Below are 25,941 nucleotides of genomic sequence, written 5' to 3' on the forward strand. Positions count from 1 at the left end.
GGCAATCGTTAGATTGTCGGCGGTTAGGTTAACTGTTGGCTTTTTGATGGGCATATTTATTAATGTTAGCGAACGCCATCAAGATATCTTTGGCGTAACTGATCCGCGGATGTTTTAGTGCGCCCTTGCGCCAAACTAAATAGATAAAATTCTCAGGCCCCTCTGGCCCTAGCTGCATCAACTCCCCTGCTGTTATCGCCTCTTTACACAAATAATCGGGTAAAACGCTATAACCAATACCGGCTTTTATAATGCCAGCTATGGCACGAATATCGGGGCAAATAGCGGCGATCGGTGACAAACAGCTGTCATTAAACACGGTTTTAAAATACGGCCGGATCAATGGCAGTGTCTCGTCGTAACTGACCACGGGATACAGTCTTAGCTGTTCGCTACTTAAGGTTTGCTGGGCTAATTGTTGACCATTAAAGCGGTTGGTCACTAAAATTAAACGCTCGCTATCAATAATTTGATAATCATATAAGGCAGGATCGGGAGTAGAAGCGGTGATCGCCAATTCCGCGGTACCTTCAGCTAATAACTGATAAATACGATCTTTATTACCCACATGTACCACTAAATTAACTTCACCCGCTTGCAGTAAATTAGCAAACTGTGCACCGGCAATATAGCTAATATATTCAGCCGGCCCGGCAATATTCAAGGTGCCATAAACGGCACTATTACGATTACGCACTGACGCTAGCTTTTGCTCGACGGCATCAAAGTGTCGTGCCACTTGCAGTGCTAAATCATGGGCCGCTACCGTGGGTTCAACACCGCGAGCTTTACGCTCAAACAACGCAAAGCCCACCCAAGATTCGATACTTTGAATATGCGCAGTGGCTGCCGGTTGTGATAAGCCTAAATTGGCGGCGGCCTTGGTAATAGTGCCGCAGCGATACACTTCAACAAAGGTGCGTAACTGCACAAAATACGACATATGCTATTAGCCATCAGAAATATGATGGCTGATAGTAAAAGAGCTGAGTTCTAACCACAAGTAAAACCCTTTAAGCTTTACTCACTAAAAACACAGCCGCGGTAACGTCGGCCTGTTAAACCAAAGGAGTCACTATGTTCAAGCAAAGCTTAATTGCCGTAGCACTCGTTAGCGTATTTAGCCAAGGCGTTATGGCATCAGACAGTAAAGGTCAGATCTTGGTGTTGTTATCAAGCGAAAGCGAAATGCAGCTGCAAGAGGGTAAAACCATTAGCACTGGTTATTACTTAAATGAGTTTGGCGTACCGGCTGATGCTTTTATTCAAGCCGGCTATGAGTTGGTGCTAGCTACGCCAAAAGGTAATGCACCGGTGGTCGATCAAAAATCAGTCACCACTGACTATTTTGGTGGCAGTGCTGCTGAAATGCAGCGTATCAAAGAGGTTATTGCTGCGATCCCTGGCATCGACGATACCTTGTCGTTGCGTGAAATTTTAGACGGTGGTTTAGCGCAGTATAAAGCGGTGTTTATTCCAGGTGGTCATGCGCCTTTAATTGATTTAGCTAACAATCCTGAAGTCGGCAAAATACTCACGCATTTTAATGCTAACGCTAAGCCTACTGCGGCCATTTGTCATGGGCCGATAGCGTTATTGGCACCCCAACAAAACCCAATGGCTTTTCAGCAAGGTTTAATTGAGCAAACTAACCCTAAAGCCAGTGACTGGATTTATGCCGGCTACAAAATGACCATTTTCTCGAACAGTGAAGAAGCGGTATTTGAAGGTTCACTTAACGGTAAAAAGCTGCAGTATTACCCAGGCCAGGCCATGCAGCAGGCTGGTGGCAATATGCAGTATGCCGCAGATTGGACATCGAATGTGGTGGTAGACCGCGAGCTGATTACTGGGCAAAACCCTTTTTCGGATAAAGCCCTTGCAGCCGAAGTATTAAAGCAATTAGCCGCTGAGTAATGTTAACTGCTGGCCAGCGAGCCAGCAGTATTCCCTTTATTTTGGAGTGATGATGTTAAATTTTAATTTTAAAAATCAAACAGAAATCTTATTTGGTAAAGGCCAAATTAAAGAAGCGAAAAGTCGTTTACCGCAAGATGCCAAGGTGCTGTTTTTATATGGCGGTGGCTCGATTAAACGCAACGGCGTTTATGATGACGTGATAGCGTTACTCGATGGCGTAAATTTTCATGAATTTGCCGGCGTTGAACCCAACCCGACCCTAGAAACCTTAATGCAAGCCGTGGAGTTAGTGCGAGCCAAAAACATTAACTTTATTTTAGCTGTGGGCGGCGGTAGTGTGATTGACGGCGCTAAGTTTATTGCTGCAGCGGCCCACTTTAAAGGCGAACCGTGGGATATTCTGGCCAAAGGCGCGGCCTTTGCACAGGCCTTACCCATTGGTGCCGTATTAACCTTACCCGCGACGGGCTCTGAGAGTAACGGTAATTCGGTTGTCACCAACAAAGCCACTGCGCAAAAACGTGCCTTTGCCTCTGATCTCGTGCAGCCAACCTTTGCGGTGTTAGATCCGGTGTATACGCTGTCGTTACCGGTCAAGCAGGTGAGTAATGGTGTAGTGGATGCCTTTGTGCATGTGATTGAACAGTATCTTACTTATCCAGTCAATGCGCCGCTGCAAGATCGTTTTGCCGAGGGTATTTTACAAACCTTAATTAGCGAAGGGCCAAAAGCCTTAGCCACACCCGATGATTACGATGTGCGTGCCAACGTGATGTGGTCGGCGACTATGGCGTTAAACGGTTTAATTGGTAAAGGCGTGCCACAAGATTGGGCAACACATATGATTGGTCACGAATTAACGGCGTTATTCGGCCTGGATCATGCACAAACTTTGGCGGTGGTGTTACCCACACTGATGTATGTGCAGCGCGAGAAGAAACGTCAAAAATTGCTGCAGTTTGGTCGGCGCGTGTTTAACATCAACACTAGCTCAGAAGATGAAGTGATTGATTTAACCATCAAAGCGACGCAAGACTTCTTTGAAAACATGGGTGTTAAAACACGTTTAAGCGATTACAACTTAGCCGAAGCGGATATTGATAAATTAGTTGCTAACCTCGAGCGTAATGGCATGACGGCGTTAGGCGAGCATGGCGATATCGATTTAGCTAAAGCACGGCAGATCCTTACGCTGGCGCTGTAATACTGCTAATTTAACTTACCCAATAAAAACAGCGGTTAAAGCCGCTGTTTTTTATTTATAAGCCTCTCGCTTACCAAGCCAAAGGTAAAATTTCAACCGTATGCGGGCAGTTATTTTCTGGTAAGCGCTAAGGCTTTTGAAATTGCGCCAAGCGCGAGTGGACATAAGGTCGGCATAACGCTGCTTCTGCATAATCCACAGGTATCGTTGCCGCTTCTTGTTCGCGATGATATTCAACAAAGCCTGCTCGCTGATAAGTCGCTAAGGCTGCAGGATGATCGTCCGAGCAGGTATGTACCCAGATATTCGGTTTTTCTGTATTGTGATGCGCTTGTAACCACTGCTGGGCTAAGGCAATAGCGGCTTGGCTTAATTTAGGGCCTAAGCCTTGGCCGGTGAATGCGGGTAATAAACCAAAAAACTTTAATTCGACACTGCATTGCTTGGCCTCTGTTGAGCCAGTCACCGCACTGGGTGTACTTGGGTGTAAGTTCAGCTCGACAAAACCGGCAATACTGCCATCTAGATACAGCACCCAGGTGCGAACATGTTCATTTGCAACATGATCCAGCCATTGCTGATAATCCCAGCTTAAGCGGCTAAACCAGTGCCAAGGCGTACCTACGGCGTGAAATAAAAATTGGCTGAGCTCTGGGCTCGGTCGACGGGCTTCCATCAGCAAACAGTCGGTTGGCCAGTCGGGTAGTGACAGGGTAGGGCCTTGATACTGTAAATACCAAGTGGTGATAAGTTTGCTAGCCATAAGACCATTATTTCAGTGAATAAAGTGTGCCTAATGCTAGCAAAGCTAACTGAGCAGGTAAATGTGGCAATGCCTTAATACGAGGTGTGGCAGTATTAATGCCGCGAAAGTTAAGGTAATTGCAAATGACGGCCGCCATCCAGTGCTAAGCAACGCCCCGTAATGTAACGGCTATTCAGCAGGTAAAGCACGCTTTGTAATACTTCATCTGGGCCAGGGGCAATGCCCATTAAGGATTTTTTCAGTGCTTTTTCGCGATAAGCCGCATCATCGTGCTCGTTAAACATCAATAGCGCTGGGGCAATCGAATTCACTTTCACCTTAGGCGCTAACTTACGTGATAGTGATAGCGTTAAGTTTTCCAATGCAGCCTTAGAGGCAGCATAGGCTTGATGTTTGCTGCTACCGACACTGGCAACAAAGTCGGTTAAATGAATAATATCGGCAGTCTCTGTACTGGCGAGTAATTGGGGCAACAGGGCTCGATTTAACAAATAAGCGGCACGCGCATGAATATGCTGCATCGTATCAAAAACCTCTGCGTCCTGCTGTAACTGGCTCAGTATATCTTGCGGCTGAGCTGTTGCGGCTTGCGGGCGATCTGCTTGCCAGCTCGAAGCATTATGAATCACCGCTCGGATTGCAGGATAGGGCGCCAGTGCTGTAATAAACGCGGCCATACTGGTTAAGTCATTTAAATCGGTAGCAATACACTGCGCGCCCGCTTGCTGCAGCTCACGGATGCCCGTTGTCATTTTGCGGTAAGTCACCACCAGTTGATAGCCATGTTCAAGCAATGCCTTGGCACAATATAACCCGACACGTTGGCCGGCACCGGTAATGACAATAATGCCTTTATCTGAGGAAGCCTGAGGAAAGGTGCTGCTTTGCATAAAAAAACCTTTGAAGACGTTAAAAAGCCTTATACGCGATAAAGTATTGTTGGGTTTTGCTGTTAAAACAACCGCGAAATTGACGAAGCGCGAAGAAGTGAGCTGAATAACCGTAGCAGTGAAGCGCCTGCTACGGTTTCATCAGTCTAAGCCGCTTAAAAAATACCTTATGCTGCACGGCTGAGTTGATGGTGAATCATTAACGATAGAAGGCTTCAACTGTGCCTTTTAGGGTCATTAATAGGGGTTGGCCACGACGGTCTAATGCCTTGCCTGCCGCCACTTTTACCCAACCTTCGCTGATACAATATTCTTCTACATCAAAGCGCTCTTTGCCATTTAATCGAATACCGATGTCGTGTTCAAAAATAGCTTCAACATAGAAACGGCTGCGAGGATTAACAGAAAGGTGGTCCGGTAAGTCTGGGCGTGCGGTCGTATCGTTCATAGCAGTGCTCTGTCTGAAATTAAGTGGGCGCCATTGTATGCAAAGCGGCGATCTCGCTCAAGTGTGTTGGTAAGAAACAGCTTACACATTACCAAAAGTGGGGAATAAAAAAGAGGACGCAAAGTCTGTGTTATGGTTGTGATAACGGATGTTAAATGATTGACTTCACTACTGATGCTTCCAAGAACATCCTTTTTCGTATGACAGTCGATTAAATGAAAGAATCTGTCATAGTGATGTAAACAAAGGCCTGATGGTGGATGATAAGTATGCGGCTTTTAATGAGGTTAGTGGGGGCTTTGTGTCTGGTACTGGTTATCGGCATCGCGATATACATGGCATTATATCGTGAACCTGACCGTTCCGTCGAACAACTTCGAGTGCGCTGGGCGCCAGCACCGTCTCAATTTGTTGATGTGGCTGGCATGCAACTGCATCTGCGGGATGAGGGCCCTCGCGGCGATCCTACCCCTATTGTACTGATACATGGAACCAGTTCTTCGCTGCACACTTGGGATGGCTGGGTGAATGCGTTAAAAGACGAGCGTCGTGTCATTCGATTTGATTTACCTGGTTTTGGTTTAACTGGCCCTTCAGCTGATAACAACTATAGTATTGAAAACTATGCACGAATTGTTATAGCCCTACTCGATGAGTTGCAACTAGAGCAAGTGGTGATCGCGGGCAACTCTTTAGGGGGTAATGTGGCCTGGGCGACGGCGGTGCTGTATCCACAACGTATAAAAAAACTGGTGCTGGTTGATGCCATTGGTTATCCAAATCAAGCGCAATCTGTACCTATTGGCTTTACGATTGCCCGTATTCCTCTATTAAACAAACTGATGGAGCAGGTTTTACCGCGTAGCGTTATAGAAAGTAGCGTGAAGAATGTTTATGGTGATCCTGCCTTAGTCACAGCTGAACTGATTGATCGTTATTTCGAGCTTACTACCCGAGCGGGTAATCGTCAGGCTTTAAGTCAGCGTTTGCGGCAAACTCAAACCGAGTCGTTAGTGAACCGAATTAAGGATCTGAAATTGCCAACACTGATTATTTGGGGAGACCGTGATCGTCTTATTCCACCTGCTATGGCTGTTCGCTTTCATCAGGATATTGTTGGGAGTCAATTGGTGCGTTTTAATAGGTTGGGTCATGTGCCACAGGAAGAAGATCCCAGCAGTACGGTGACTGTTTTTAAGCAGTTTTTGGCCGATGCAAACCAGACCGTAACACGACAATCTGCTAAGCTCGAATGAGCATTTTGATAGTTAATTAAAGCCGCAGCCATTAAAGCCAGATGATATGCAAAAGGAGCGCTACTTTTGGACGGTAAACATTGTCCCATTTGCAACAAGGATATTGGCGTTTTAGCCATAATGAAAGCGGCACTCCCTACACGGATAGCCTGTCCGCACTGTAAAAGTGGCTTAGTTTATAAGCCTTTTCCGTGGTTGTTGGTCAGCATGTGTCTCGTTATTTACTTGGCGTTATTGCTCTTGATTATCTTGCTGTATCAACCAGTCTTTTTTATTGATCATCCTTTAGCATTATTGATTCAAATAGGCTTTGCTTTGCTGCTATGGATACCGTTTGAGCTGTTTTTAGCAACAGTACTCAGAAGTCAATCTGTCTTATCAGCAAAGTAAACATACAACATTGGCTGAAATAAGCCGGCTTTAAGGTGTGAATAATGAATCAAATTAATCCGAACAAATTGCTTAAGAGCAAATGGACAGCAATAAAACCGATAAACAAAGAAAAACATTTTATGGTTAATGAAGTCGAGTTTGATGAAGAGGGGAATGTGCTTGCTTGCACGATAGAAGCGGTGATGTCGAAGCGTTCAATGCCTATTCAATGGCAGGAGTTAAAAGATATTCGGATTTGGCAACAAGGCTGGAAGTAGCCGCTTTCATTTGCTGACGATGCTGGTAATTAAGCCAACCTTTGCCATACTTATTTAATTAATAAGCGACCATGAGTTGTCGTTTATTTAGTTAACAGTGATGGTAGTGGATAATCAGGATAAATTATTAATAACAACTAACCCGCCCGATGTCGAGCTTACCGCTCAGACGTTACAGGCGGGTTTTTGTTTAAGTGATATCACCGTTCTGCCCGAGAAAGGGTTTGTGGTGGTCAATGGCGAGTACCGACATTTATCCGCTAAAGCATTTGAAGTGTTGTTACAGTTAGCGCTGCATGCTGAAGAAATCGTACCGCAACAACAGATATTGTTGGCAGTTTGGGCTGATGCCGATGCACCTAAGGCAAATTTAACCCATGCGATTAGTGAGATCCGGCATGTGTTAGGGGATCATAAAGAATGCCCGGTGTTTATTCAAACCCTACCTCGGCGTGGGTATCGCTTGCTTACGCCACTGCAATCTCAACCTACTCCCAGCGTAGCCAATGCGCCACCACTGATAGAGCGGCGAAGCCAAACCGTCGTGGTGAATCGGCATTGGTCGTGGTTGATGTCGCTATTTCGCGGCAGTCGGCTGTTTAGTGTAAGCGTGGCGTTTCTAGTCAGTGTTTGGTTATTTATTCAGGTTATGGCCATCACCTTTCCGCTAATGAATATCTCGGCGACAGGCATGAAGCTGACTTTACTGGTCTTGCTGGTGGGTTTTCCGGTGGTGTTGTTGATTACCTGGGTGGGTGACTTACGCGAGCGCAAAAGACGGATGGCTTTGTCAAATAATCCAAAGCAACGGCAGTTTTGGCGGCGGCAATTAGCCGTCGATTTAGGTTTTTTATTGTTGTCGTTTACGGCAGTGTGGTTGTTAGGTCGCTCAATAAAGCTGGCCATTGATGATGATGTGCAGCAAGCCCCGGCTATTGTGCAGCAAACCGTTGCTTTGGGGCCTATCGCAAACTCCTTAGCTATTTTGCCGTTTCAGCTGCAGCATGGCAGCAAATTAGCCGATTATCTGCTGTCGGGGATCCGTGATGAGTTAGTGTATTCCTTAACGCAATTAAATCAATTTCCGGTGCTGGCCGATCGAGCAATGCAAAATATCAGTACGGATCTGAGCTATCAACAATTAGCGGATCAATTGCGGGTGGAGTATGTGCTAGAGGGGCGTATGCAGATTGTGGATGAACAGTTTCAGCTGGCGATTTCATTGGTTGAAACCGCCACTGGCATGCAGCGCTGGTCGACACGTTTAGCTCAGCCAGAGCAAGCCTTACCGACATTACAACGCGATTTACATCGACAGGTGCAAAATGCATTGGTGCTAGTGATGCCGCAAGTGTCCGTTAGTTTAACTGGGCGTGATTATCAAATAACCAATAACTTCAAAGCGTTTGATGCCTACATGCAAGCCCAGCAACAGCTAAAAAAATATGATGATTTGGCCAGTTTAGATACGGCTGAACAGCTGTTATTACAGGCCTTAAAGGAAGATGCTGATTTTGCATTGGCTTCAGCTAGCTTGTGTAAGGTGCATTTAGATAAATATGCCCTGACTCGACATATCGAAGAGTTCGATTTAGCCAATACCGCTTGCCAACATGCCGCGGGTTTAGCGGTTAACCAAGCAGAAGTGTATTCTGCTTTAGGCGAGCTGTACCGGTTGCGTGGTCAATACCCAGAAGCTATCGCGCAATATGAGCAAGCGCTTGCCGTTAATAGCCGCTGGGTTGATGCTATTACCGGTAAGGCCAGAGTGTTAAGTGCTAAAGAGCAGTCACAAGAAGCGGAGTTGCTGTTTAATCAAGCCATCGAATTAGAGCCAGGATATTGGCAAAACTATATGCATTACGGCCGGTTTTTATATGACAATGCCAATTTTGCTGCCGCTGCGCGTCGTTTTGAGCAAGCGTCGCGCTTAAAACCAGGCAGTACCGATGTGCTAAATAGCCTTGCGGCGGCATGGTTTTTGAGCGGGCAATTTCAGCAGGCGATAACAGTTTGGCAGCAAGTGGTGGAGTTATCGCCCGTCTCGTTATCGTTTTCTAACCTTGGCACGGCGTTATATTTTGCGGGCGATTATCTGCAAGCCGAGCAGTTCTATCGACAAGCGTTAGCCGTGAGCCCAGCGGATTACACCATTTGGACTAATCTAGCCGATGTGCTTGATGTGCAGGCGGATAGGCAACAAGAAGCGTTGGGTCTGTATCAGCGGGCGCTTAGCTTAGCGCAGGGTAATTTGGTGATTAATGCTCAAGCTCAGCCGCTATTATCGCAAATTAGCCGATTACAGGCAGAGCTACAGCAATGCGAGCAAGCTTTTGATACTGAACAGCAATTATTAGTGAGTAACCTGACTGACTTTTACGTTTTTTATGATTTAGCCATCGCCAACTTTACCTGCCAGCGTGCTTTACAGGGCATAACGTATTTACAGCAAGCGATCGACTTCGGTTATCCGGCCTCTTTGGTGGCGGCTGATCCAAAAATTCCCCATGAGATCTCCTCTCGCCGTTCTGGAAATGCAGTATCGATTAATCAACATGAAGGAATATATAGATGAAAACCTTACTGATGTTCATGATTTTAACCGGCAGCTACTCGTTGTTTGCGGCGGATAAAGATCAGGTGTTACAAATTGAAGCGATGCCAGTTGCAGGCAGTTACTGTATTGTCGGCATTGAACCTGTCGGTGAAGATAATTGTAAAGAAAATAATGGTCAGCGCGGTCAATGTGAAGGTATCGCCAACTGTGTTTGCATAAAACCTGATAAGCATATTGAATGGCAAAGTGCCGACATAAAAGACTATCAAATTTATTTTTATGGAGATTCCCCTTTTAAACCAAATTGTAATTTAGAGTCGAATACTCAGGGTAAATTAAAATGTCGCATCAAAAATGACGCTGTGCAGCATTACGATTACGGTGTCAAAGTCGCAGGCTGTGAAGACTTTGACCCTAGGATCATTATTAAGTAAGCTGTTTTGGCATCATTATAATGCTTTATGCTGCAGCCCAGTTGCTGCAGCAAATTGTACTATGGCCTAATGTCTTATTCTGGGAGGCGATATTGAACAATGCACTTGAAGGATTGTTATTAGCGCTGTCGATGGATCCGCTGTTAGATAGCGATCATCGCTCGCAAGCCGAAAGCGTGTTGTTGCAAACGTGTTTACAGGGTATCAAGGTATCGCGGGCCAGTATTTGGCTTTATAGCGATGAGAACAGTACTATAGCGTGTAAGTTGTTGTGCACTCAACACGGCATAAGCACTCACGATCTGCCCACATTAAACCGGACAGACTATCCCAGTTATTTTGCCGCACTTGATAAAAAACGCGTGATCACCGCGCCAGATGCGCGCAGCGATCCGGCCACCTGTGAATTCAACTTGGTTTATCTTGAGCCTTGTAATATCTATTCGCTGTTAGATGTGCCGCTACGCTACAAAGGCGAGGTCATTGGCATTATCTGTTGTGAACAAACACAGCAGCCACGTTTGTGGTCGGATAGCGATGCAGCTTTTGTGGGGGCCTTATCAGACTTGTATGGCCGTATTGTCGCCGCGGCCCAGCGTCATCGTTATCAGGTTCAGCTGGAGACAGCGAATGCCCGTTTAGAAAGCCAAGTGCAAGAGCGTACACAGCACTTACAGGCTGCATTAGAACAGTTAAAACAAACTCAGCATCATCTTATTGAATCAGAGAAAATGGCATCATTAGGTAGTTTAGTGGTGGGCGTAGCGCACGAAATTAATACACCGATTGGCGTTGCTCTTACGGCGAATAGCCATAGCCAATATGTGTTGGAAAAAGTACAGCGTACCGTTGAAACCGGTGGCATCACCAAGCAATCTTTGAAAAGTGCTGTCACCGATTTATTGCAATCGTGCAATATCGTAGAGCGCAACTTAGAGCGTGCAGCTGGGCTGATCCAACAATTTAAACAAACGGCCTTAGATCAAGCGCATTTTGAATTGCACGCGATCGACATTGACGATTATATCTCTGCGCTGAGTAGTACCTTGCAACCATTTTGTCGGCAACATCAGGTTGAGTTACAGTTACAGCTGAGTAGCGGCTTGTCTTTAAACACTTTTCCGGGAGCCTTAGCGCAAGTCATCACCAATTTAGTCACGAATGCTTGCTTACATGCGTTCGAGCAAGCGACGCAGCCCGCGTTAGTTAACATTACTACTCGGGTATCTGCCGATCAACAGCTGTGCATTATGGTCAGTGATAATGGTTGCGGCATTCCGCGCAGCCATCAACAAAAAATCTTTGACCCTTTTTTTACCACTAAGCGTGGGCGAGGTGGCACGGGCTTAGGTTTATCGATTGTCTACAATATTGTTAAACAGCACTTAAAAGGTGAGCTAAGCCTGCACTCTGAGCCTGCTCAAGGCTGTCGTTTTAGCCTAACCATTCCTAATTTGCATTAAAGTGCGATTGGCCACCCCACGGCGCAATGTTCTTGCTAAAGAGCTGTGAAAGCGGCTTGCAGTTGCGTTTAAGGCAAAGTCCACAATAAGCGCGCGCCTGCCAAGAATAGCAAGCTGTAGATCAGCGGAATAATAATGCGTTCAGGCAGGCGTTTTTTTAAATAGACGCCCAGTTTAATCGCGATAAAGCTCAAAGGTAACAGCGGTAACACTTGATAGAGGTGTTGCAGGGTTAATTGTCCTTGCCAAATATACGCCGGTACTTTTAGCCAATTGGTTAAGGCAAAAAATACCGCTGCCGTGCCCAGGTATGTTGTGTAAGGCAGCTGTCGCGCCAGTAAGTAAATTTTTATTGGCGGTCCACCGGCATGCAATAACGTTGAGCTCAGTCCGGCGACAAAGCCTAAAATACCCCCTCCTAAGCTATTGGCTAACCAGGTTGCCGCTTTACCCCGTTGTAAAAAGTAATTTAGCGCAAATAGCACACTGGCGGCCCCCACTAAGCCTTGTAGAAAAGCCGTATTTAATTTGCCAAGTAACAAGGCGCCAACCAAGATACCGCCTAGCGCAGCCGGTAATAGCCGTTTTAAGTCAACCATACTCCATTGCCGCCAGTATTGATGCAAGGTTAAGGCATCAGCGGCAATTAATAACGGTAAGAGTAGAGAGAGTGCTGTTGGGGCTTCAAAGCTCAGTAATAGCAGCGGTAAAGCCAGTAAGCCAAGGCTACCTGCAAAGGCGGCTTTGGAGATGCCAATCAGTAACACAGCAATGATCAGTACTGCCCATTGTTCGATTAGCATAGCGTTGCAATACCGAGCTTAAGCCGGTAAATCAAACCAAATGGCATTGACAGGTCCTTGTAACACGTTGCCTTGAAGTGACGCGATCGCGGCAAGCTTGATACCATCACCGGGAGCAAGCGTTTGCTCTGCCAGCGACACTGTGCCACTGATCAGATGCAGATAATACGCTCTGCCAGCAACAACTGGCAGCTCAAATGCGTCACCTTCGGTTAAACGAAGCTGTGCCACCTGGGCGTCTTGTCGTATCTGCAAAGTGCCATTGCGGCCATCTGGCGTAATCACCCATGTTAAGCCAAATGCTTGGCCAAAGTCTTTTTGTTGATAGCGTGGTTCACCCTCTTGTTGATTGGGTTCAATCCAAATCTGCAAAAACGTTAATGGCGCGGTTTTACTGGCATTATATTCGCTGTGTTGAATGCCTTTTCCCGCACTCATCAGTTGGAACTCGCCGGCTGGTAAAATTTTTTCATTACCCGCAGAATCTTTATGCGCGATATGACCGTCGAGTACATAGCTGATAATTTCCATATTGCGATGACCATGCGTACTAAAGCCTGCCCCTGCGATCACCCTGTCATCGTTGATCACGCGTAAGGCTGAAAACCCCATTTGTTTAGGGTTATAGTAATGGCCAAATGAAAAGCTATGTTTGCTGGTTAGCCAGCCAAATTGTGCTTGTCCGCGGTCTGCTGAACGAATAATCTCTAACATGTTAATCTCCGCTAATCAGTTTGCAGGGCCCTATGGTTTACGTTGGCCTTGCATCGTATGTTGCTAGTTTAAGCGGCGGCCTTAAACAAATAAATGGTAATAAATATGATGAATCTTACGGTTAATTAGATGGTAAAAGCGAATATGCTTACTTTGCGGGTGTTGTGGTTAACAGTTTTAGCGTTGCTGGCTTTTGCGGGAAATAGTTTATTGAATCGAGCTGCATTTAATCATACTAGTATTGATGCGACGAGTTTTACCTTAGTGCGGATCATATCTGCGGCACTACTGTTATATGTGTTGTTAAGAGTGCGTCGACCGCGGCGGCAGCCTGCGGGCAGTTGGCTCGGTGCGGGCTACTTATTTGCCTATGCGGCGTTATTTTCTTTTGCTTATGTACAGTTGGATACCGCCACCGGAGCGTTATTGTTATTTGGCGCCGTGCAATTAACCATGCTAGCGTTGGGGGTAAAACAGTTAACTCAGGTTAGCGGTTGGCAATGGGCTGGCGCAGGCATAGCATTAGCAGGGATTGGCTGGCTATTGTTGCCAGGTGCCAGTGCGCCAGAACCCCTGTCAGCCTTCTTCATGTTATGTGCCGGTGCCGCATGGGGATTATATTCCTTACTGGGCCAACGCGCGGGTGATGCTGCGGCGAACACTGCAGGCAATTTTTTAAGAGCGAGCCCACTGGCATTGGTGCTATGTGTAATATTTTGGCCAAACCTGCAATGGGATACCTATGGTGTGCTGCTGGCGCTGATCAGTGGTGCCATCACTTCTGGTTTAGGTTACTACATTTGGTATCGGGTATTGCCAGCCTTATCAGCGTTACAAGCTGCATCGGTACAATTGGCAGTCCCTGTTTTGGCTGCCATACTGGGTATAGTGTTGTTAAATGAGCCATTAACACTACGTTTAGTGACCGCTGCGGCTGTCGTACTTTGTGGTTTAGGCTTGGTCTTATTGAGTAAAAATCGCGCTTAATCCGCTAAAGTATCCGCATTTTGCGGCACGTTCGCGTGTAAAGCTTGCTCGGGCAAACTGGTGAGCTTGCTGGATTTACGGTATGCTGTAACAGGGTATTGGCCAAGCTAAGTAGTTGCCATGCCAGCAAAAAAGGAATCGATATGCGATCTGTGAATTGGCAAAATGGTTGGCGGCAAACGATAGATTTTGTTCGAGCCTATGCCCAGCGTTGTAAGCAAGATCAGTTGTCTGTGATGGGCGGCTATTTGGCTTATATCTCATTACTGTCTTTGGTGCCTATGGTCACCGTGATGTTTTCTATGCTCAGCGCCTTTCCGATGTTCGCGCAGTTTCGCACGAACTTAGAGCAGTTTATTTATGCGAATGTGATCCCTTCTCGCGGCGAAGAAATTCAAACCTATCTCACGAAATTTATTGGCAATACCGGCAGTATGACCGCTATCGGTATTTTGGCTTTAGTCTGTGTGGCGTTATTGTTGATCCACAATATCGATAAAACCTTGAATAAAATTTGGCGCGTGACGAAACGGCCACGATTAATCATTTCGTTTTCTATTTATTGGATGATTTTAACGCTAGGGCCCATTTTAGTCGGCTTGTCGATCGGGATGACCTCCTACGTGGTCCGACTGAGCAGTTTTGCCGATGATTACACGCCTGGTTTTTCGAGCCTCGTCCTTGGATTAGTGCCTTACGCCATGTCGTTAATCGCCTTTTTTATCTTGTATTTGGTCGTGCCGAATATCAAAGTGCGGCTTAAACATGCCTTGCTCGGGGCGTTATTAGCCACTGTACTATTTGAATTATCGAAGCGCGGCTTTGCTATTTATGTGACACACTTTCCAACCTATCAAACGATTTATGGTGCTTTAGCCTTATTACCTATTTTGTTCGTTTGGGTGCATTTATCGTGGATGGTGGTATTGCTTGGTGCAGAATTAACGGCGTTATTGCAACAACGTGAAGAGGGTGTATGTGAAGAAGGCGATGATTGTGCGGTACCCGATCAGGATGAAGCGCCTCCTACCACTATTGATACCGAGCGCTTAACATGAAAGCATTAATTCAACGCGTGAGTTCGGCTAAAGTTGAGATTGAACACACAACAGTGGGTGCTATTGAGCAAGGTTTACTGGTGCTGCTTGGCGTAGAGGCGACAGATAATGCTGCTGATGTGCAAAAGTTGGCTGAAAAAGTGTGTCGTTATCGAGTGTTTAGCGATGAACAAGGCAAAATGAATTTGAACGTGCAACAGGCCGGCGGAGCCTTGCTGGTTGTTTCGCAATTTACCTTAGCGGCGGATACACGTTCGGGTTTAAGACCGAGTTTTACCCCAGCAGGCAGCCCGCAACTGGCAGAGCAGCATTATCAGGCTTTTTGCCAGGCTTGCCAAACGCTTGGCCTTAAGGTGGCGAGAGGGCGTTTTGGCGCGAATATGCAGGTGAGCTTGGTCAATGATGGGCCGGTAACTTTTTTATTGGAGAGTCGTTAAATCGATGAACGCGAACTTACTGAATCAGCGCTGGCAATTGCGCAGCCCAGAGAGCGCCGCCGACTGGCAAGCCTATTATCAATTACGTTGGCAAATTTTACGGGCGCCATGGTTACAAGCTTTAGGTAGTGAGCGCGACGAATTAGAGCAAGACGCTTACCATCTGATGCTCACTAACGCAGCCGGCGAGTTAATTGCGGTGGGGCGATTACATCAAGTCGATGCCGAAACGGCACAAGTGCGTTATATGGCGGTGGCCTCTGAATGGCAAGGCCAGGGCGCAGGTGCCGCAGTGTTACAAGGCTTGGAGCATTATGCGATAAGCCAAGGGTATAAAAAGCTGCTGCTAAACGCTCGCGATAGCGCCTTACCTTTTTACTTACGTCAGCAATATCATGTGTTGGGCTCGGCTCCCAGCATGTTTGGTATTGTGCATCAACGCATGAGTAAAACGCTTACGCTAGCCGGCACTGACAGCGAGTTCCGCCAGTGGTGTGCAGATTTGCAACAGACATGGCACAGCACTATTCCGTTAAGCCAGTTTATGCAATTGCAGATCACCTCTTTTGATGGTTTTAGTTTGCAATGTCAGGCGCCATTGGCACCGAATATTAATCTGCATCAGACCATGTTTGCTGGCAGTATTTATACCTTAGCAACCTTAACCGGCTGGGGCATGTTGTATCTTCAGTTGCAAAGTTTAGGCCTAGCAGGCGCGCAGGTGTTAGCGGAAGGCAATATTCGTTATTTACAACCGGTGCGTTCAACACCCACTGCGCGTTGTCATTTAGCCGATGTGCGGGGCGATCTTAGTCCCTTAGCCAGTGGTCGCAGAGTACGCCAGCAGATCACTGTAGATATTTTCGTCGATGAACAGCATTGTGCGCAGTTTGTGGGTTTATATGCCGTATTACCTGAGCAAAGCGATGACTAACAAGGTCGTCATTATTGGATGTGGTTGGCTAGGGCAGCAATTGGCGAAGCCTTTAGTGCATGCCGGTTATCAAGTATTCGGTAGCCGACAATCGAGTGCCAGTGCGGCAGCATTACCTGAACCTATCCAGGGTTTTACGCTGGCTTTAAATCAACCACTACTTGAGATCGACAAGTTATTGGCTATGTTGGCGGATGCGTGGGTGATTTGCAGTATTGCACCGGGTCGATCCTCGCCTACGGGGTATGTCAGTGCGCTTCAGCAGTTAGCTAAGCTTTGCCAACAAGCCGGTTTTAGAGGGGGCATCCACTTTAGTTCTACAGGTGTGTATCAGGGAGTCGATGGCCAACTGAATGAACAGACCACGCTGTCTGACACTCAACCTAGAGCGGTGTTGCTGGCTGAGGGGGAACAGGCTTTACAACAACAAGGTAATTGGCTGACGTTACGTTTAGGCGGCTTAATGGGGCCAGGGCGTCATCCGGCACGTTTTACCCAAGGTAAACGGCTTGCAGATGCACAGCAACCTGTGAATATGCTACACAGTGCTGAGGTGGTGCAAGCTGTTTTAGCCCTGCTACCCGTTTGGCCTTTAAGCCAGCCTTGTTATAACTTAAGCTCGCCTGCTCTGGTGAGCAAGCAGGCATTTTATCATGCGGCAACAGCTGCTCTTGGTCTGCCAGACAGTGCTTTTGATACTGAAACGGCAGCTCCATGGCGCAAAGTTGAGAGCCTAGCAATAGAGCGAGATACGCCTTTTCGCTATCGCTATCGTGATGCACGTGATGCGTTAGCCGATTGTTTGTAAACCCGTCTTAAATTTTAAACTTAGCGGCAGCAAGTTGTAACTGTTCGGCCAATGCTGCCACTTCGGCACTGTGGTTAAGCGTTTCTTCAGCTTGAGCTGCACTGGTTTTCGCCAGCCCGACCATTTCATGCATATTATCGTTAATCGACTGCCCTAACGCTAATTGACTGGCACTTGCGCTTGTAACTGCTTCGCTTATTCTCAAGGTTTCATGGATCGCTGCCGCCACTTGCTGCAAAGCGTTGACTAATTCAGCCATGGTTTGCACGCAGTTTTCCGCATCGGTTTTTCCTGCAGTGACAGCCGTTACGGCTTGTTTAGTTTGTTGCTGTAAATGTTCAATCATCTGGCGTATTTCACTGGTCGCCTGCTGCGTCCGGCTTGCTAAAGAGCGTACTTCATCGGCCACTACGGCAAAGCCACGGCCTTGATCGCCGGCTCTGGCTGCTTCGATGGCGGCGTTTAACGCTAATAAGTTGGTCTGTTCGGCAATGCTGCTGATGGTTGTTAAGATGCCGCCAATGTTAGTCGACTCCGAACTGACTTTGTTAATTAAGCTGCTGGTATTCACCAATTGTCCAGCCAACTTGCTGATACGTTTGCTGTTTTCATCTGCCAGCGTATTAATTTGTTGGCTTTGTTGCAGCGCCAATTGCATGGCTTGGCCAGTTTCTGCCGCATGCTCTGCGACCGCTTGCGTATTATCGGCTAATTGTTCGGTAATACTGTTAACCGCGCCAATTTGCTGCTGTTGTTGCTGTAACGATTGATTGATATCACTGACGGCATGGGTAGAGCGACTGGCAGTGTTGTTCAGCGCACGGGCATTGTGCTGGATATTATTAATTAAGCCGCTAAGGGCACTGATGAGGCTGTTAACCTTTGCAGAGAGGCTGCCAAATTCATCTTGTTGTTTAATCATCAGTTGCCGAGTGAGATCGCCTTGTGCGATGTAGCCTAGTATATGGTTGATACCTTTAAGCGGTTTGATCATGGCATTAATAGTGAAATAGGCGATAGTAAAGGCTAACACCACTAAAATCACCATGATGATACTGGTGCGCTGGCTGCCAGAGTTTAATTCGCTGGAAACTTGTTGTTGTAGCTGCGAAAATTGCTGATCTGCGGCTTGTACCACTTGATCTAAGCTATTAAGCGCTTGCTCAATTTGTTCCTCTGCTTGATTAAGTTGTAAACGTGCCTGCTGTAAGGCCGTGACATGCTGTTTTTTCAGTTGGCTTAAATTCGTTTCTTTGTCGAAAGCCGTATTTAAGTTCTGCCAATTTTCAGCAAACTGCTGCCATAAACCTTGGCTGTTGATGTCCTGCACTAATTGCGCTAAATAATCGACATTGACCTGCATATCACTGACGGCAAATTCAATATTTTGCTCGTTCGGTGCAAATTGTGCGTAGTCACTGTAACCTGCGGTTTCGCGTAGCGTGTTAATTAACCCTACCAGTTGCCCGTCTAAACGCGCAGCCGTGCCGGCAATAATTGCAGCCAGTTGTTTATCGCGTGGCAGTTCTAATTCAGACAATTCAATTAAGCTAGCGCCGGCTTCATCTAACAGGATTTCTAACTCAGCTAATTCACTGTTGAGTTGCTGCTGGTAACTCAGGCTACTTAAACGCGCTTGAAACATTTTTGCGGCGGCATCCGTGTAACCTTTGGCAAACTCAGTCGCTTGTTGCAGGTTTTGTTGCAGCGCACTGTCTACATTAAGCTGGGTAAAGCCCTCTGTTAGCTCAGCAAAAGCACGTTGTGCTTGAAGGAACTGTTGCTGTTGGCGTTCAATGGCATTTTGTTGTTCAGCATTAAACCCTGCAGAGGATAAGCGTGCCAGTTTTAATAATTGAATTTGCGCTAAATTGCTTTGTTGTTGTGCGGGCAGCGCTTGTTCATTGACCTGAGTATTGGCACGGGTGATGCTGCGAAATATACCAAGTGCTGAGATGCTGGCAAACAGTAATAATAAGGTGATAAAGGCAAAACCAATACTCACTTTATGTGCAACTTTTAATTTCATGCTGAGTTACCCTGCTTGAAGAAACTTATTATCTTTATTATAGTTTCAACTTAGCAGTTTTTAGCACACTGGTCTAGCCAGCAAAGCAGTCTGGCTAGACATAAAATTGTGCAAAAGGTGAACACAGTGCACGAAAATGCACTGGTTAGTGTGAGTTTAAAAGCTACATAACATACCGCTGGGTAACATGGGGTTAAATACACCCGAACGCACCAAGGCGGCACTTTTTTCTATATCAGGACCAAAGTAACGATCTTGCTGATAAAAGCTGACTTCGTCGCGCAAAGCGGCTTTTGCTTGCTCTAACACCGGGGTGCTTTTCAGTGGCGCCCGAAAATCCAAGCCTTGTGCCGCAGCAAGATATTCCACCGCCAACACGCCGGTAGTGTTCTCGGCCATATCTGCCAAGCGCCGAGCGGCAAAGGTCGCCATGGAAACATGATCTTCCTGATTGGCTGAAGTCGGTAAACTGTCGACCGAAGCAGGATGTGCTAACGATTTATTTTCTGAGGCCAGCGCAGCAGCGGTCACCTGTGCAATCATAAAACCACTGTTGACCCCACCGTTTGGCACCAAGAAAGCCGGTAACTTACTCAAACTAGCATCAATTAATAACGCCATACGTCGTTCCGACAGTGCGCCGATTTCGGCTATGGCTAAGGCCAAGTTATCGGCGGCCATAGCAACCGGTTCGGCATGGAAGTTACCACCGGATAAAATATCGCCATCCTCTGCAAATACTAAGGGGTTATCTGTAACGCCATTGGCTTCAACTTGCAGCACCTCTGCCGCATGACGGATTTGCGTTAAACAGGCACCCATCACCTGAGGTTGGCAGCGTAACGAGTAGGGATCTTGTACTTTTTCACAGTTTTCATGGGAATGGCCTACTTCAGAGCCGGTTTGCAGCAAGTGCCGATAAATGCAGGCAGTATCAATTTGGCCTTTTTGGCCACGCGCCTGATGGATGCGTGGATCAAATGGTGCACGACTGCCAAGTGCCGCTTCCACGCTCATTGCGCCAATAACGCAACCTGCAGCGTACAAATCTTCGGCATTAAACAAGCCTTGTAAGGCCAGGGCGGTAGAGGCTTGTGTGCCATTCAGTAAGGCCAGACCTTCTTTCGCGGCAAGGGTAATCGGCGCTAAACCGACTAATTCGAGTGCTTCTTTAGCATCATAAATTTGCCCTTTGTAGCAAATCTCACCTTCACCGATTAACGGTAATACCATATGAGCAAGTGGCGCGAGATCGCCAGAAGCGCCAACCGAGCCTTTTTCTGGAATACACGGGTATAACTCGGCATTAACCATGGCAATTAGCATGTCAATCACGCTTAAGCGAATACCCGAAAAGCCACGGCTGAGCGAATTGATTTTTAGCACCATCATTAAGCGTACGGTGCTATCTGCCATAAACTGGCCAAAGCCCGCGGCATGCGATAACACGATAGACCGTTGTAACAATTCTAATTCATCGTTTTTAATCCGTGTGCTAGCCAGTAAGCCAAAGCCGGTATTGATGCCATACACCACTTTATTTTGTTTAATAATATCGGCGACACAAGCGGCTGATTGAGCAATAGCAGGGAGCGCACTGGTATCTAGGCTGAGCGTTACTGCGCCTTGTTGCACAGCACGTAATTGTGCCAAACTAAGCTGGCCAGGGATCAAGTTTAAGGCGAAGGTCATGGTTGTTCTCCCGTCATCATTGGTAGATCTAGGCCCTGTTCATGGGCACATTTTTTGGCAATGTCGTAACCTGCATCGGCATGACGCATTACCCCTGTACCCGGATCATTCCACAGCACTCGACCTAAACGTGCTGCCGCTTCCTCTGTTCCATCCGCGACAATCACCACGCCACTGTGTTGGCTGTAACCCATACCCACGCCACCGCCATGATGTAACGACACCCACGTAGCACCGCCAGCGGTATTTAATAAGGCGTTCAGTAATGGCCAATCGGAAACGGCATCTGAGCCGTCTAGCATGGCTTCAGTTTCACGATTAGGGCTGGCAACCGAGCCAGAATCAAGATGATCACGACCAATAACAACAGGGGCATTGAGTTCGCCATTTTTTACCATCTCATTAAATGCTAGGGCAATACGGGCGCGATCTTTTAAGCCAATCCAGCAGATACGAGCGGGTAAACCTTGAAACTGAATGCGCTCGCGTGCCATATCCAACCAATGATGCAAATGGGTATCATCCGGGATCAGCTCTTTGACTTTCGCGTCGGTTTTGTAAATGTCTTCGGGATCGCCAGACAGGGCCACCCACCGAAATGGCCCAATGCCTTGGCAAAACAGTGGCCGAATATAGGCAGGAACAAACCCCGGGAAATCAAAAGCATTGTCTATGCCTTCGTCTTTGGCCATTTGCCGAATATTATTGCCATAGTCGGTAGCGACTGCGCCGCGTTGCTGCAAAGTTAAAATCGCTTGCACTTGAACGGCCATAGAATGTTTCGCGGCTTTAACCACTTTGGCCTCGTCTTGCTGGCGCATTTCTGCTGCAATTTGCAGGGTCCAGTTTTGGGGTAAATAGCCGTTTAAAGGATCATGTGCGGAGGTTTGATCGGTCACCACATCGGGCGTAATGTTTCGCTTAACTAATTCACTGAACACATCGGCGGCATTCGCCAATAAACCAATCGAGGTGGGTTTGCCTGACGCTTTCGCTTGCTCAAGTAATTGCAACGCTTCATCTAAAGCATAGGCTTTTTGGTCGATATAGCCGGTTTTTAGCCGAAAATCGATGCGACTTTCATCCACTTCACAGGCGATCATATGAAAGCCGGCCATGGTTGCGGCCAATGGCTGTGCACCGCCCATGCCACCGAGACCACCGGTTAAGATCCATTTATTGGCGGCGTTACCGTCAAAATGCTGCTTAGCAATCGCCACAAAGGTTTCATAGGTGCCTTGTACGATGCCTTGCGTGCCGATATAGATCCATGAGCCAGCGGTCATTTGGCCGTACATCATTAACCCTTGTCGATCTAATTCATTAAAATGTTGCCAGTTCGCCCACGCCGGTACTAAATTAGAGTTGGCGATTAACACCCGCGGTGCATCAGGGTGGGTTGGAAAAACACCAACGGGTTTACCGCTTTGCACTAACAGTGTTTGGTTATCCTCTAACCGGTCTAACACCTCGACAATCTTATCAAAACAAGCCCAGTTACGAGCCGCGCGGCCAATACCACCATACACCACCAGGGCTTGCGGATGCTCAGCCACCTCAGGATCCAGGTTGTTCATTAGCATGCGCTTAGCGGCTTCAGTTTGCCAACTTTTGGCGGTGATCTGCTTGCCGCGCGCGGCGCGGATCACTCTGCTGTTATCAATACGGTTCGTGTTCATAGCAACCTCTGTTAACGGGGTAACGCAAAATTAAGGTGTCCGCCTAGCCGATAGCGGCTACCAGGCGAGGTGAGATAAGCCAGGCTAACGGCACCATCACGGCTAAAGGTGCGACGGGTCAAGCGCAGGCAGGGTTCAGGTTTTTTCAGTTGTAGATGCTGGCAAGTAAAGTTATCTGGCCAGATCGCTTCAACGATATGTTCAGCTTCGGTCAGTGGCGCAATCATACTCAGATAGTGATGCGGTGTTTGCTCTTGAAAATCTTGCTGGATATACAGTGGCACTTGCAGCGGATTGACATAGCGCGCTTCGAGTTGCAATGGTTGCCCGGCAGACAGGTGCACAATCAGTGAGAAAAACACAGGATCATTGCGTTTTAACCCCAGTGCTGTTGCCACAATGGTCGGGCAAGGTAATTCGGTTAGCTGTACTAAGGTTGCGCTATAGGTATGGCCACGGCCGGCAATTTCATCAGCAATATTATGTATTTGCAATAAAGATGACTGGGATTTAAGTGCCGCAACAAAGCTGCCAACACCTTGCGTTCGATACAAAATTCCTTGCTCGGTTAGCTCTTGCAAAGCGCGCCGGGCGGTCATGCGGCTAACGGAGAATTGCTCGGCCAATTCATTTTCGGATGGCACACGGCTGTGCTCAGGCCAGGCACCGCTTTCAATTTGCCGTAGCATAAACTCTTTTATTTCTGCAAATTTTGCCATGTTATTCTCGTGTTAGTCAGACAGCGGGTCAGAACGGATCCACAAATTAGCTGCAAATAAAAATAGCGGATCTTGGTTGTATATACAAGTTTTTCGTATAGACTATTTTTAATAGTTTGGGCTTTAGCCCTAGAGGTCGTTGCGCGATTAAGTGTTAGCAGAATTGTGCTCAGGAGGAACAGTGACAGAATTTGATGCCGTGTGGGTGAATGCTCAGATCGCCAGCATGACGGGAAACGGCCAGCCTTATGGTGCTATCGCGCACGGCGCATTGGCCATCAAAGACGGTTTGATTGCTTATGTTGGGCCACAAGTTAATTTGCCGCAATTTGATGCATTAAGTACGCCGCTGTACGATGCAAAAGGCCAATGGATCCTGCCCGGTTTAATTGATTGTCATAACCATTTGCTGTTTGCTGGTAGTCGCGCCAATGAATTTGAGCTACGCCAACAAGGGGCCAGTTATCAAGATATCGCGGCAGCCGGTGGCGGTATTGCCAGTACCGTAAAAGCCACTCGGGCAGCCAGCCATGAACAATTGTTTGTATTAGGTAAAGATCGCCTCAATAGCTTACTGCACGAAGGCGTGACGACTGTAGAAATTAAATCAGGCTATGGTCTCGACTTAGCCAATGAGCAAAAGCTGCTTGAAGTCGCCGCGTTGTTAGCTGAGCATCATCCGCTGAATATTGTAAAAACCTTTTTAGGTGCGCATGCACTGCCAGCAGAATTTAAAGAGGATGCGGCAGGTTATATCAACGAAGTGTGTCGTATGTTACCGCTGCTTGCTGAGCAACAGTTGGTGGACGCGGTTGATGTGTTTTGTGAAGGTATTGGCTTTAGTGTTGAGCAGTGTCGGCAAGTATTTAACACGGCCAAGGCATTAGGCTTACCGGTTAAAGCGCATGCTGAACAATTATCTAATTTAGGCGGCAGCGCCTTAGTGGCTGAGTTTTCGGGGTTATCCGCGGATCATCTGGAATATTTGGATGAGGCAGCGATTGCCCGTATGGCAAACGCCGGTACCGTTGCGGTGTTATTACCGGGGGCTTATTACTTTTTACGGGAAACCCAATTACCACCGATAGCGCTGTTACGTCGCTACCAGGTGCCAATGGCGATTGCCACCGATCTTAATCCGGGGACCTCGCCATTTTGTTCATTATTGTTAATGTTGAATATGGCCTGCACCTTGTTTCGTTTAACGCCAGAAGAAGCGTTATTAGGCGTGACGCGTCATGCTGCCAAGGCGCTGGGATTGACTGACCGGGGAAGTTTGGCTGTGGGAATGCGTGCCGATTTTGCCTGTTATGCGATTAGCCAACCGGCAGAATTATGTTATCAATTTGGCGTCAGTGCGCTAAAACAAGTGGTCATTGGTGGCACCTTGTGCCGCTTAGCCAAAAATGTGTAGCTGATCACCCTTTAGTCAATGCTTGGCGGCTGTTGTTGCTTTCCCGCTAAAAAGGCTTGTACCAGTTGGCTTAACACTTGGCCGCATTGATTCATCCCTGCAGCTTCACCACTTGGATGTTGCGCAGGCGCGGCTTCGGCTAAGTGTAAATAAGCGGTTTGCGGTAATTTGGCGAAGTGAAACACGGCTTGCTCTGCTTCAGCTACGCTAATACCACTGTAGTTAAGCGCGCTGGCCGGCATGCTGGTAATGCAGTCGGTATCCACTTCAAGTGCTAACTTGGTGTTAGCGGATAACACTCTTTGCAAACTCAGTTCGATGGCCTGGCTCCAGTTGTACTGGCCTTCTACAAAGATCTGTTGATAGCTGAGATATTCAAAATTCGCTTGCTGTAAGGCCGTCAAACTGGCGGCATTATTTTTTTGCTCATGCAGCCCCAGCACAAAATAATGCTGTAATAACGCTTCAGCTTGCGCATAACTAAACGCATTGCCGCTATGTCGGCCTTCTAAGGCACGAAAATCGGCATGCGGATCCAAATTAATACAATTAACCTGTTGCTGCTGACAATCACTTAACGCCCGCAACAGTGGTAAGGCATTGTTATGACCACCGCCAATCACTATCGGGGTTAAGCCCTGCGCAAAAATAGGTTGAACGGCACTGAATACTCGTTCGTCAAGTTGCGCACAAAGGGCGCGTAATTGGCTTAAATGCTCGGGTTGTTGATGATCTAATGCTGTACTTTGTGCTTGTAAATCGGCACAAGCTACCTCACCGAGGATCAAAATAGATTCACCGGCGAGTAATGCATTAGCTTGCAGATTAAGGAATTTGTTTAAAAACGCTTGAAAGCCTAATTGTGCACCAGCAAAGCCACCGTTCGCTCTAGGGCCCAGATCTTCGGGGATCCCCAGTATGACAAACTTGCCACCGTGAGCGGCATGTAAGGCAAGGTTCTCTGCTAACGATAAAGTGGCTTCAGGAAAGCGTAACTGGGCAGATAATCGTTGTTCGCCGCTGCGCTGCTGACAGCAACGCGCAAGTTGCGCTTGAGTCAAATAGTGCAGGGCGTTCAT

At 47.2% G+C, this 25,941-nt stretch carries 25 protein-coding genes; 14 read left to right on the forward strand and 11 right to left on the reverse strand.

What is annotated here, in order from left to right; translation table 11 throughout:
• Window positions 1-28: 28 nt before the first annotated feature.
• Window positions 29-943 (reverse strand): LysR family transcriptional regulator, encoded by a 915-nt coding sequence (locus JAO78_RS09015; RefSeq protein WP_226751017.1) that lies wholly within the window; start codon window positions 941-943, stop codon window positions 29-31.
• 134 nt (window positions 944-1,077) lie between these two features.
• Between JAO78_RS09015 and JAO78_RS09020 the strand changes: the two genes are divergently transcribed.
• On the forward strand, window positions 1,078-1,917 hold the full coding sequence (locus JAO78_RS09020; RefSeq protein WP_226751018.1) for a type 1 glutamine amidotransferase domain-containing protein: 840 nt from the start codon (window positions 1,078-1,080) through the stop codon (window positions 1,915-1,917).
• Window positions 1,918-1,969: 52 nt separating this feature from the next.
• Window positions 1,970-3,124, forward strand: coding sequence for an iron-containing alcohol dehydrogenase (locus tag JAO78_RS09025; protein WP_226751019.1), 1,155 nt, complete (start codon window positions 1,970-1,972; stop codon window positions 3,122-3,124).
• Window positions 3,125-3,251: 127 nt separating this feature from the next.
• On the opposite strand, the gene JAO78_RS09030 is transcribed toward JAO78_RS09025, so the two are convergent.
• The 3 genes from JAO78_RS09030 to JAO78_RS09040 form a co-directional block, all read right to left on the reverse strand.
• Window positions 3,252-3,887, reverse strand: a complete 636-nt coding sequence (locus JAO78_RS09030) for a GNAT family N-acetyltransferase (protein ID WP_226751020.1) — start codon at window positions 3,885-3,887, stop codon at window positions 3,252-3,254.
• Between the two features lie 110 nt (window positions 3,888-3,997).
• Window positions 3,998-4,780, reverse strand: coding sequence for a dihydromonapterin reductase (gene folM, locus JAO78_RS09035; RefSeq protein ID WP_226751021.1), 783 nt, complete (start codon window positions 4,778-4,780; stop codon window positions 3,998-4,000).
• A gap of 199 nt (window positions 4,781-4,979) precedes the next feature.
• Window positions 4,980-5,228, reverse strand: coding sequence for a DUF3297 family protein (locus JAO78_RS09040; protein ID WP_226751022.1), 249 nt, complete (start codon window positions 5,226-5,228; stop codon window positions 4,980-4,982).
• A 269-nt stretch (window positions 5,229-5,497) separates the two neighbouring features.
• On the opposite strand from JAO78_RS09040, the gene JAO78_RS09045 reads away from it, so the two are divergent.
• From JAO78_RS09045 to JAO78_RS09070, 6 genes are all read left to right on the forward strand, one after another.
• The gene (locus JAO78_RS09045; protein ID WP_226751023.1) at window positions 5,498-6,484 is read left to right on the forward strand and encodes an alpha/beta fold hydrolase; all 987 of its coding nucleotides are present in this window, start codon (window positions 5,498-5,500) and stop codon (window positions 6,482-6,484) included.
• Between the two features lie 66 nt (window positions 6,485-6,550).
• Window positions 6,551-6,874, forward strand: a complete 324-nt coding sequence (locus tag JAO78_RS09050) for a hypothetical protein (RefSeq protein ID WP_226751024.1) — start codon at window positions 6,551-6,553, stop codon at window positions 6,872-6,874.
• Between the two features lie 44 nt (window positions 6,875-6,918).
• Entirely contained in the window at window positions 6,919-7,134 is a 216-nt protein-coding gene (locus JAO78_RS09055; protein ID WP_226751025.1) for a TIGR02450 family Trp-rich protein, read from the forward strand.
• 106 nt (window positions 7,135-7,240) lie between these two features.
• Window positions 7,241-9,709, forward strand: a complete 2,469-nt coding sequence (locus tag JAO78_RS09060) for a tetratricopeptide repeat protein (protein WP_226751026.1) — start codon at window positions 7,241-7,243, stop codon at window positions 9,707-9,709.
• A complete protein-coding gene (locus JAO78_RS09065; protein ID WP_226751027.1) occupies window positions 9,706-10,125 on the forward strand; it encodes a hypothetical protein in 420 nt (139 codons plus the stop codon). The genes JAO78_RS09060 and JAO78_RS09065 overlap by 4 nt, the downstream gene beginning before the upstream one ends.
• A gap of 92 nt (window positions 10,126-10,217) precedes the next feature.
• A complete protein-coding gene (locus JAO78_RS09070; RefSeq protein WP_226751028.1) occupies window positions 10,218-11,588 on the forward strand; it encodes a GAF domain-containing sensor histidine kinase in 1,371 nt (456 codons plus the stop codon).
• 68 nt (window positions 11,589-11,656) lie between these two features.
• On the opposite strand, the gene JAO78_RS09075 is transcribed toward JAO78_RS09070, so the two are convergent.
• Window positions 11,657-12,391, reverse strand: a complete 735-nt coding sequence (locus tag JAO78_RS09075; RefSeq protein WP_226751029.1) for a sulfite exporter TauE/SafE family protein — start codon at window positions 12,389-12,391, stop codon at window positions 11,657-11,659.
• Window positions 12,392-12,409: 18 nt separating this feature from the next.
• Window positions 12,410-13,105, reverse strand: coding sequence for a pirin family protein (locus JAO78_RS09080; RefSeq protein WP_226751030.1), 696 nt, complete (start codon window positions 13,103-13,105; stop codon window positions 12,410-12,412).
• A gap of 129 nt (window positions 13,106-13,234) precedes the next feature.
• On the opposite strand from JAO78_RS09080, the gene JAO78_RS09085 reads away from it, so the two are divergent.
• The 5 genes from JAO78_RS09085 to JAO78_RS09105 all read left to right on the forward strand — a co-directional run bounded on the left by JAO78_RS09085 (window position 13,235) and on the right by JAO78_RS09105 (window position 17,329).
• Window positions 13,235-14,092: a DMT family transporter gene (locus tag JAO78_RS09085; protein ID WP_226751031.1), complete on the forward strand. Its 858-nt coding sequence runs from the start codon at window positions 13,235-13,237 to the stop codon at window positions 14,090-14,092.
• A gap of 143 nt (window positions 14,093-14,235) precedes the next feature.
• The gene (locus tag JAO78_RS09090; RefSeq protein WP_226751032.1) at window positions 14,236-15,150 is read left to right on the forward strand and encodes a virulence factor BrkB family protein; all 915 of its coding nucleotides are present in this window, start codon (window positions 14,236-14,238) and stop codon (window positions 15,148-15,150) included.
• On the forward strand, window positions 15,147-15,587 hold the full coding sequence (gene dtd, locus JAO78_RS09095) for a D-aminoacyl-tRNA deacylase (protein ID WP_226751033.1): 441 nt from the start codon (window positions 15,147-15,149) through the stop codon (window positions 15,585-15,587). The genes JAO78_RS09090 and dtd overlap by 4 nt, the downstream gene beginning before the upstream one ends.
• 4 nt (window positions 15,588-15,591) lie before the next feature.
• Window positions 15,592-16,521: a bifunctional GNAT family N-acetyltransferase/hotdog fold thioesterase gene (locus tag JAO78_RS09100; protein WP_226751034.1), complete on the forward strand. Its 930-nt coding sequence runs from the start codon at window positions 15,592-15,594 to the stop codon at window positions 16,519-16,521.
• Window positions 16,514-17,329, forward strand: coding sequence for a Rossmann-fold NAD(P)-binding domain-containing protein (locus JAO78_RS09105; protein ID WP_226751035.1), 816 nt, complete (start codon window positions 16,514-16,516; stop codon window positions 17,327-17,329). The genes JAO78_RS09100 and JAO78_RS09105 overlap by 8 nt, the downstream gene beginning before the upstream one ends.
• 7 nt (window positions 17,330-17,336) lie before the next feature.
• Here JAO78_RS09105 and JAO78_RS09110 read toward each other — a convergent pair whose 3' ends face one another.
• The 4 genes from JAO78_RS09110 to hutC all read right to left on the reverse strand — a co-directional run bounded on the left by JAO78_RS09110 (window position 17,337) and on the right by hutC (window position 23,448).
• Window positions 17,337-19,358 carry a methyl-accepting chemotaxis protein gene (locus JAO78_RS09110; RefSeq protein WP_226751036.1) on the reverse strand — a complete coding sequence of 674 codons (2,022 nt, stop codon included), beginning with the start codon at window positions 19,356-19,358 and terminating at the stop codon, window positions 17,337-17,339.
• Window positions 19,359-19,514: 156 nt separating this feature from the next.
• Window positions 19,515-21,050, reverse strand: a complete 1,536-nt coding sequence (hutH, locus tag JAO78_RS09115) for a histidine ammonia-lyase (RefSeq protein WP_226751037.1) — start codon at window positions 21,048-21,050, stop codon at window positions 19,515-19,517.
• Window positions 21,047-22,729: a urocanate hydratase gene (gene hutU / locus JAO78_RS09120; protein ID WP_226751038.1), complete on the reverse strand. Its 1,683-nt coding sequence runs from the start codon at window positions 22,727-22,729 to the stop codon at window positions 21,047-21,049. Before hutU ends, hutH begins: the two co-directional genes overlap by 4 nt.
• An 11-nt stretch (window positions 22,730-22,740) precedes the next feature.
• Window positions 22,741-23,448: a histidine utilization transcriptional repressor HutC gene (hutC, locus tag JAO78_RS09125; protein ID WP_226751039.1), complete on the reverse strand. Its 708-nt coding sequence runs from the start codon at window positions 23,446-23,448 to the stop codon at window positions 22,741-22,743.
• A gap of 181 nt (window positions 23,449-23,629) precedes the next feature.
• On the opposite strand from hutC, the gene hutI reads away from it, so the two are divergent.
• Window positions 23,630-24,862, forward strand: coding sequence for an imidazolonepropionase (hutI, locus tag JAO78_RS09130; protein ID WP_439647507.1), 1,233 nt, complete (start codon window positions 23,630-23,632; stop codon window positions 24,860-24,862).
• 11 nt (window positions 24,863-24,873) lie between these two features.
• Here hutI and JAO78_RS09135 read toward each other — a convergent pair whose 3' ends face one another.
• Window positions 24,874-25,941, reverse strand: coding sequence for a formimidoylglutamase (locus JAO78_RS09135; RefSeq protein WP_226751040.1), 1,068 nt, complete (start codon window positions 25,939-25,941; stop codon window positions 24,874-24,876).

The sequence above is a fragment of the Alishewanella maricola genome (genome assembly GCF_016343785.1).
GTDB classification, from domain to species: domain Bacteria; phylum Pseudomonadota; class Gammaproteobacteria; order Enterobacterales; family Alteromonadaceae; genus Alishewanella; species Alishewanella maricola.

Excerpts from the sequence above, each read along its gene's own strand:
- JAO78_RS09075 (WP_226751029.1), bottom strand. The coding sequence starts at position 12,391 with ATGCTAATCGAACAATGGGCAGTACTGATCATTGCTGTGTTACTGATT.
- JAO78_RS09065 (WP_226751027.1), top strand. The coding sequence starts at position 9,706 with ATGAAAACCTTACTGATGTTCATGATTTTAACCGGCAGCTACTCGTTG.
- JAO78_RS09055 (WP_226751025.1), top strand. The coding sequence starts at position 6,919 with ATGAATCAAATTAATCCGAACAAATTGCTTAAGAGCAAATGGACAGCA.
- hutC (WP_226751039.1), bottom strand. The coding sequence starts at position 23,448 with ATGGCAAAATTTGCAGAAATAAAAGAGTTTATGCTACGGCAAATTGAA.
- JAO78_RS09105 (WP_226751035.1), top strand. The coding sequence starts at position 16,514 with ATGACTAACAAGGTCGTCATTATTGGATGTGGTTGGCTAGGGCAGCAA.
- dtd (WP_226751033.1), top strand. The coding sequence starts at position 15,147 with ATGAAAGCATTAATTCAACGCGTGAGTTCGGCTAAAGTTGAGATTGAA.
- folM (WP_226751021.1), bottom strand. The coding sequence starts at position 4,780 with ATGCAAAGCAGCACCTTTCCTCAGGCTTCCTCAGATAAAGGCATTATT.
- JAO78_RS09100 (WP_226751034.1), top strand. The coding sequence starts at position 15,592 with ATGAACGCGAACTTACTGAATCAGCGCTGGCAATTGCGCAGCCCAGAG.
- JAO78_RS09020 (WP_226751018.1), top strand. The coding sequence starts at position 1,078 with ATGTTCAAGCAAAGCTTAATTGCCGTAGCACTCGTTAGCGTATTTAGC.
- JAO78_RS09030 (WP_226751020.1), bottom strand. The coding sequence starts at position 3,887 with ATGGCTAGCAAACTTATCACCACTTGGTATTTACAGTATCAAGGCCCT.
- JAO78_RS09135 (WP_226751040.1), bottom strand. The coding sequence starts at position 25,941 with ATGAACGCCCTGCACTATTTGACTCAAGCGCAACTTGCGCGTTGCTGT.
- JAO78_RS09085 (WP_226751031.1), top strand. The coding sequence starts at position 13,235 with ATGGTAAAAGCGAATATGCTTACTTTGCGGGTGTTGTGGTTAACAGTT.
- JAO78_RS09090 (WP_226751032.1), top strand. The coding sequence starts at position 14,236 with ATGCGATCTGTGAATTGGCAAAATGGTTGGCGGCAAACGATAGATTTT.
- JAO78_RS09110 (WP_226751036.1), bottom strand. The coding sequence starts at position 19,358 with ATGAAATTAAAAGTTGCACATAAAGTGAGTATTGGTTTTGCCTTTATC.
- JAO78_RS09045 (WP_226751023.1), top strand. The coding sequence starts at position 5,498 with ATGCGGCTTTTAATGAGGTTAGTGGGGGCTTTGTGTCTGGTACTGGTT.
- JAO78_RS09040 (WP_226751022.1), bottom strand. The coding sequence starts at position 5,228 with ATGAACGATACGACCGCACGCCCAGACTTACCGGACCACCTTTCTGTT.
- JAO78_RS09080 (WP_226751030.1), bottom strand. The coding sequence starts at position 13,105 with ATGTTAGAGATTATTCGTTCAGCAGACCGCGGACAAGCACAATTTGGC.
- JAO78_RS09025 (WP_226751019.1), top strand. The coding sequence starts at position 1,970 with ATGTTAAATTTTAATTTTAAAAATCAAACAGAAATCTTATTTGGTAAA.
- hutU (WP_226751038.1), bottom strand. The coding sequence starts at position 22,729 with ATGAACACGAACCGTATTGATAACAGCAGAGTGATCCGCGCCGCGCGC.
- hutH (WP_226751037.1), bottom strand. The coding sequence starts at position 21,050 with ATGACCTTCGCCTTAAACTTGATCCCTGGCCAGCTTAGTTTGGCACAA.
- JAO78_RS09015 (WP_226751017.1), bottom strand. The coding sequence starts at position 943 with ATGTCGTATTTTGTGCAGTTACGCACCTTTGTTGAAGTGTATCGCTGC.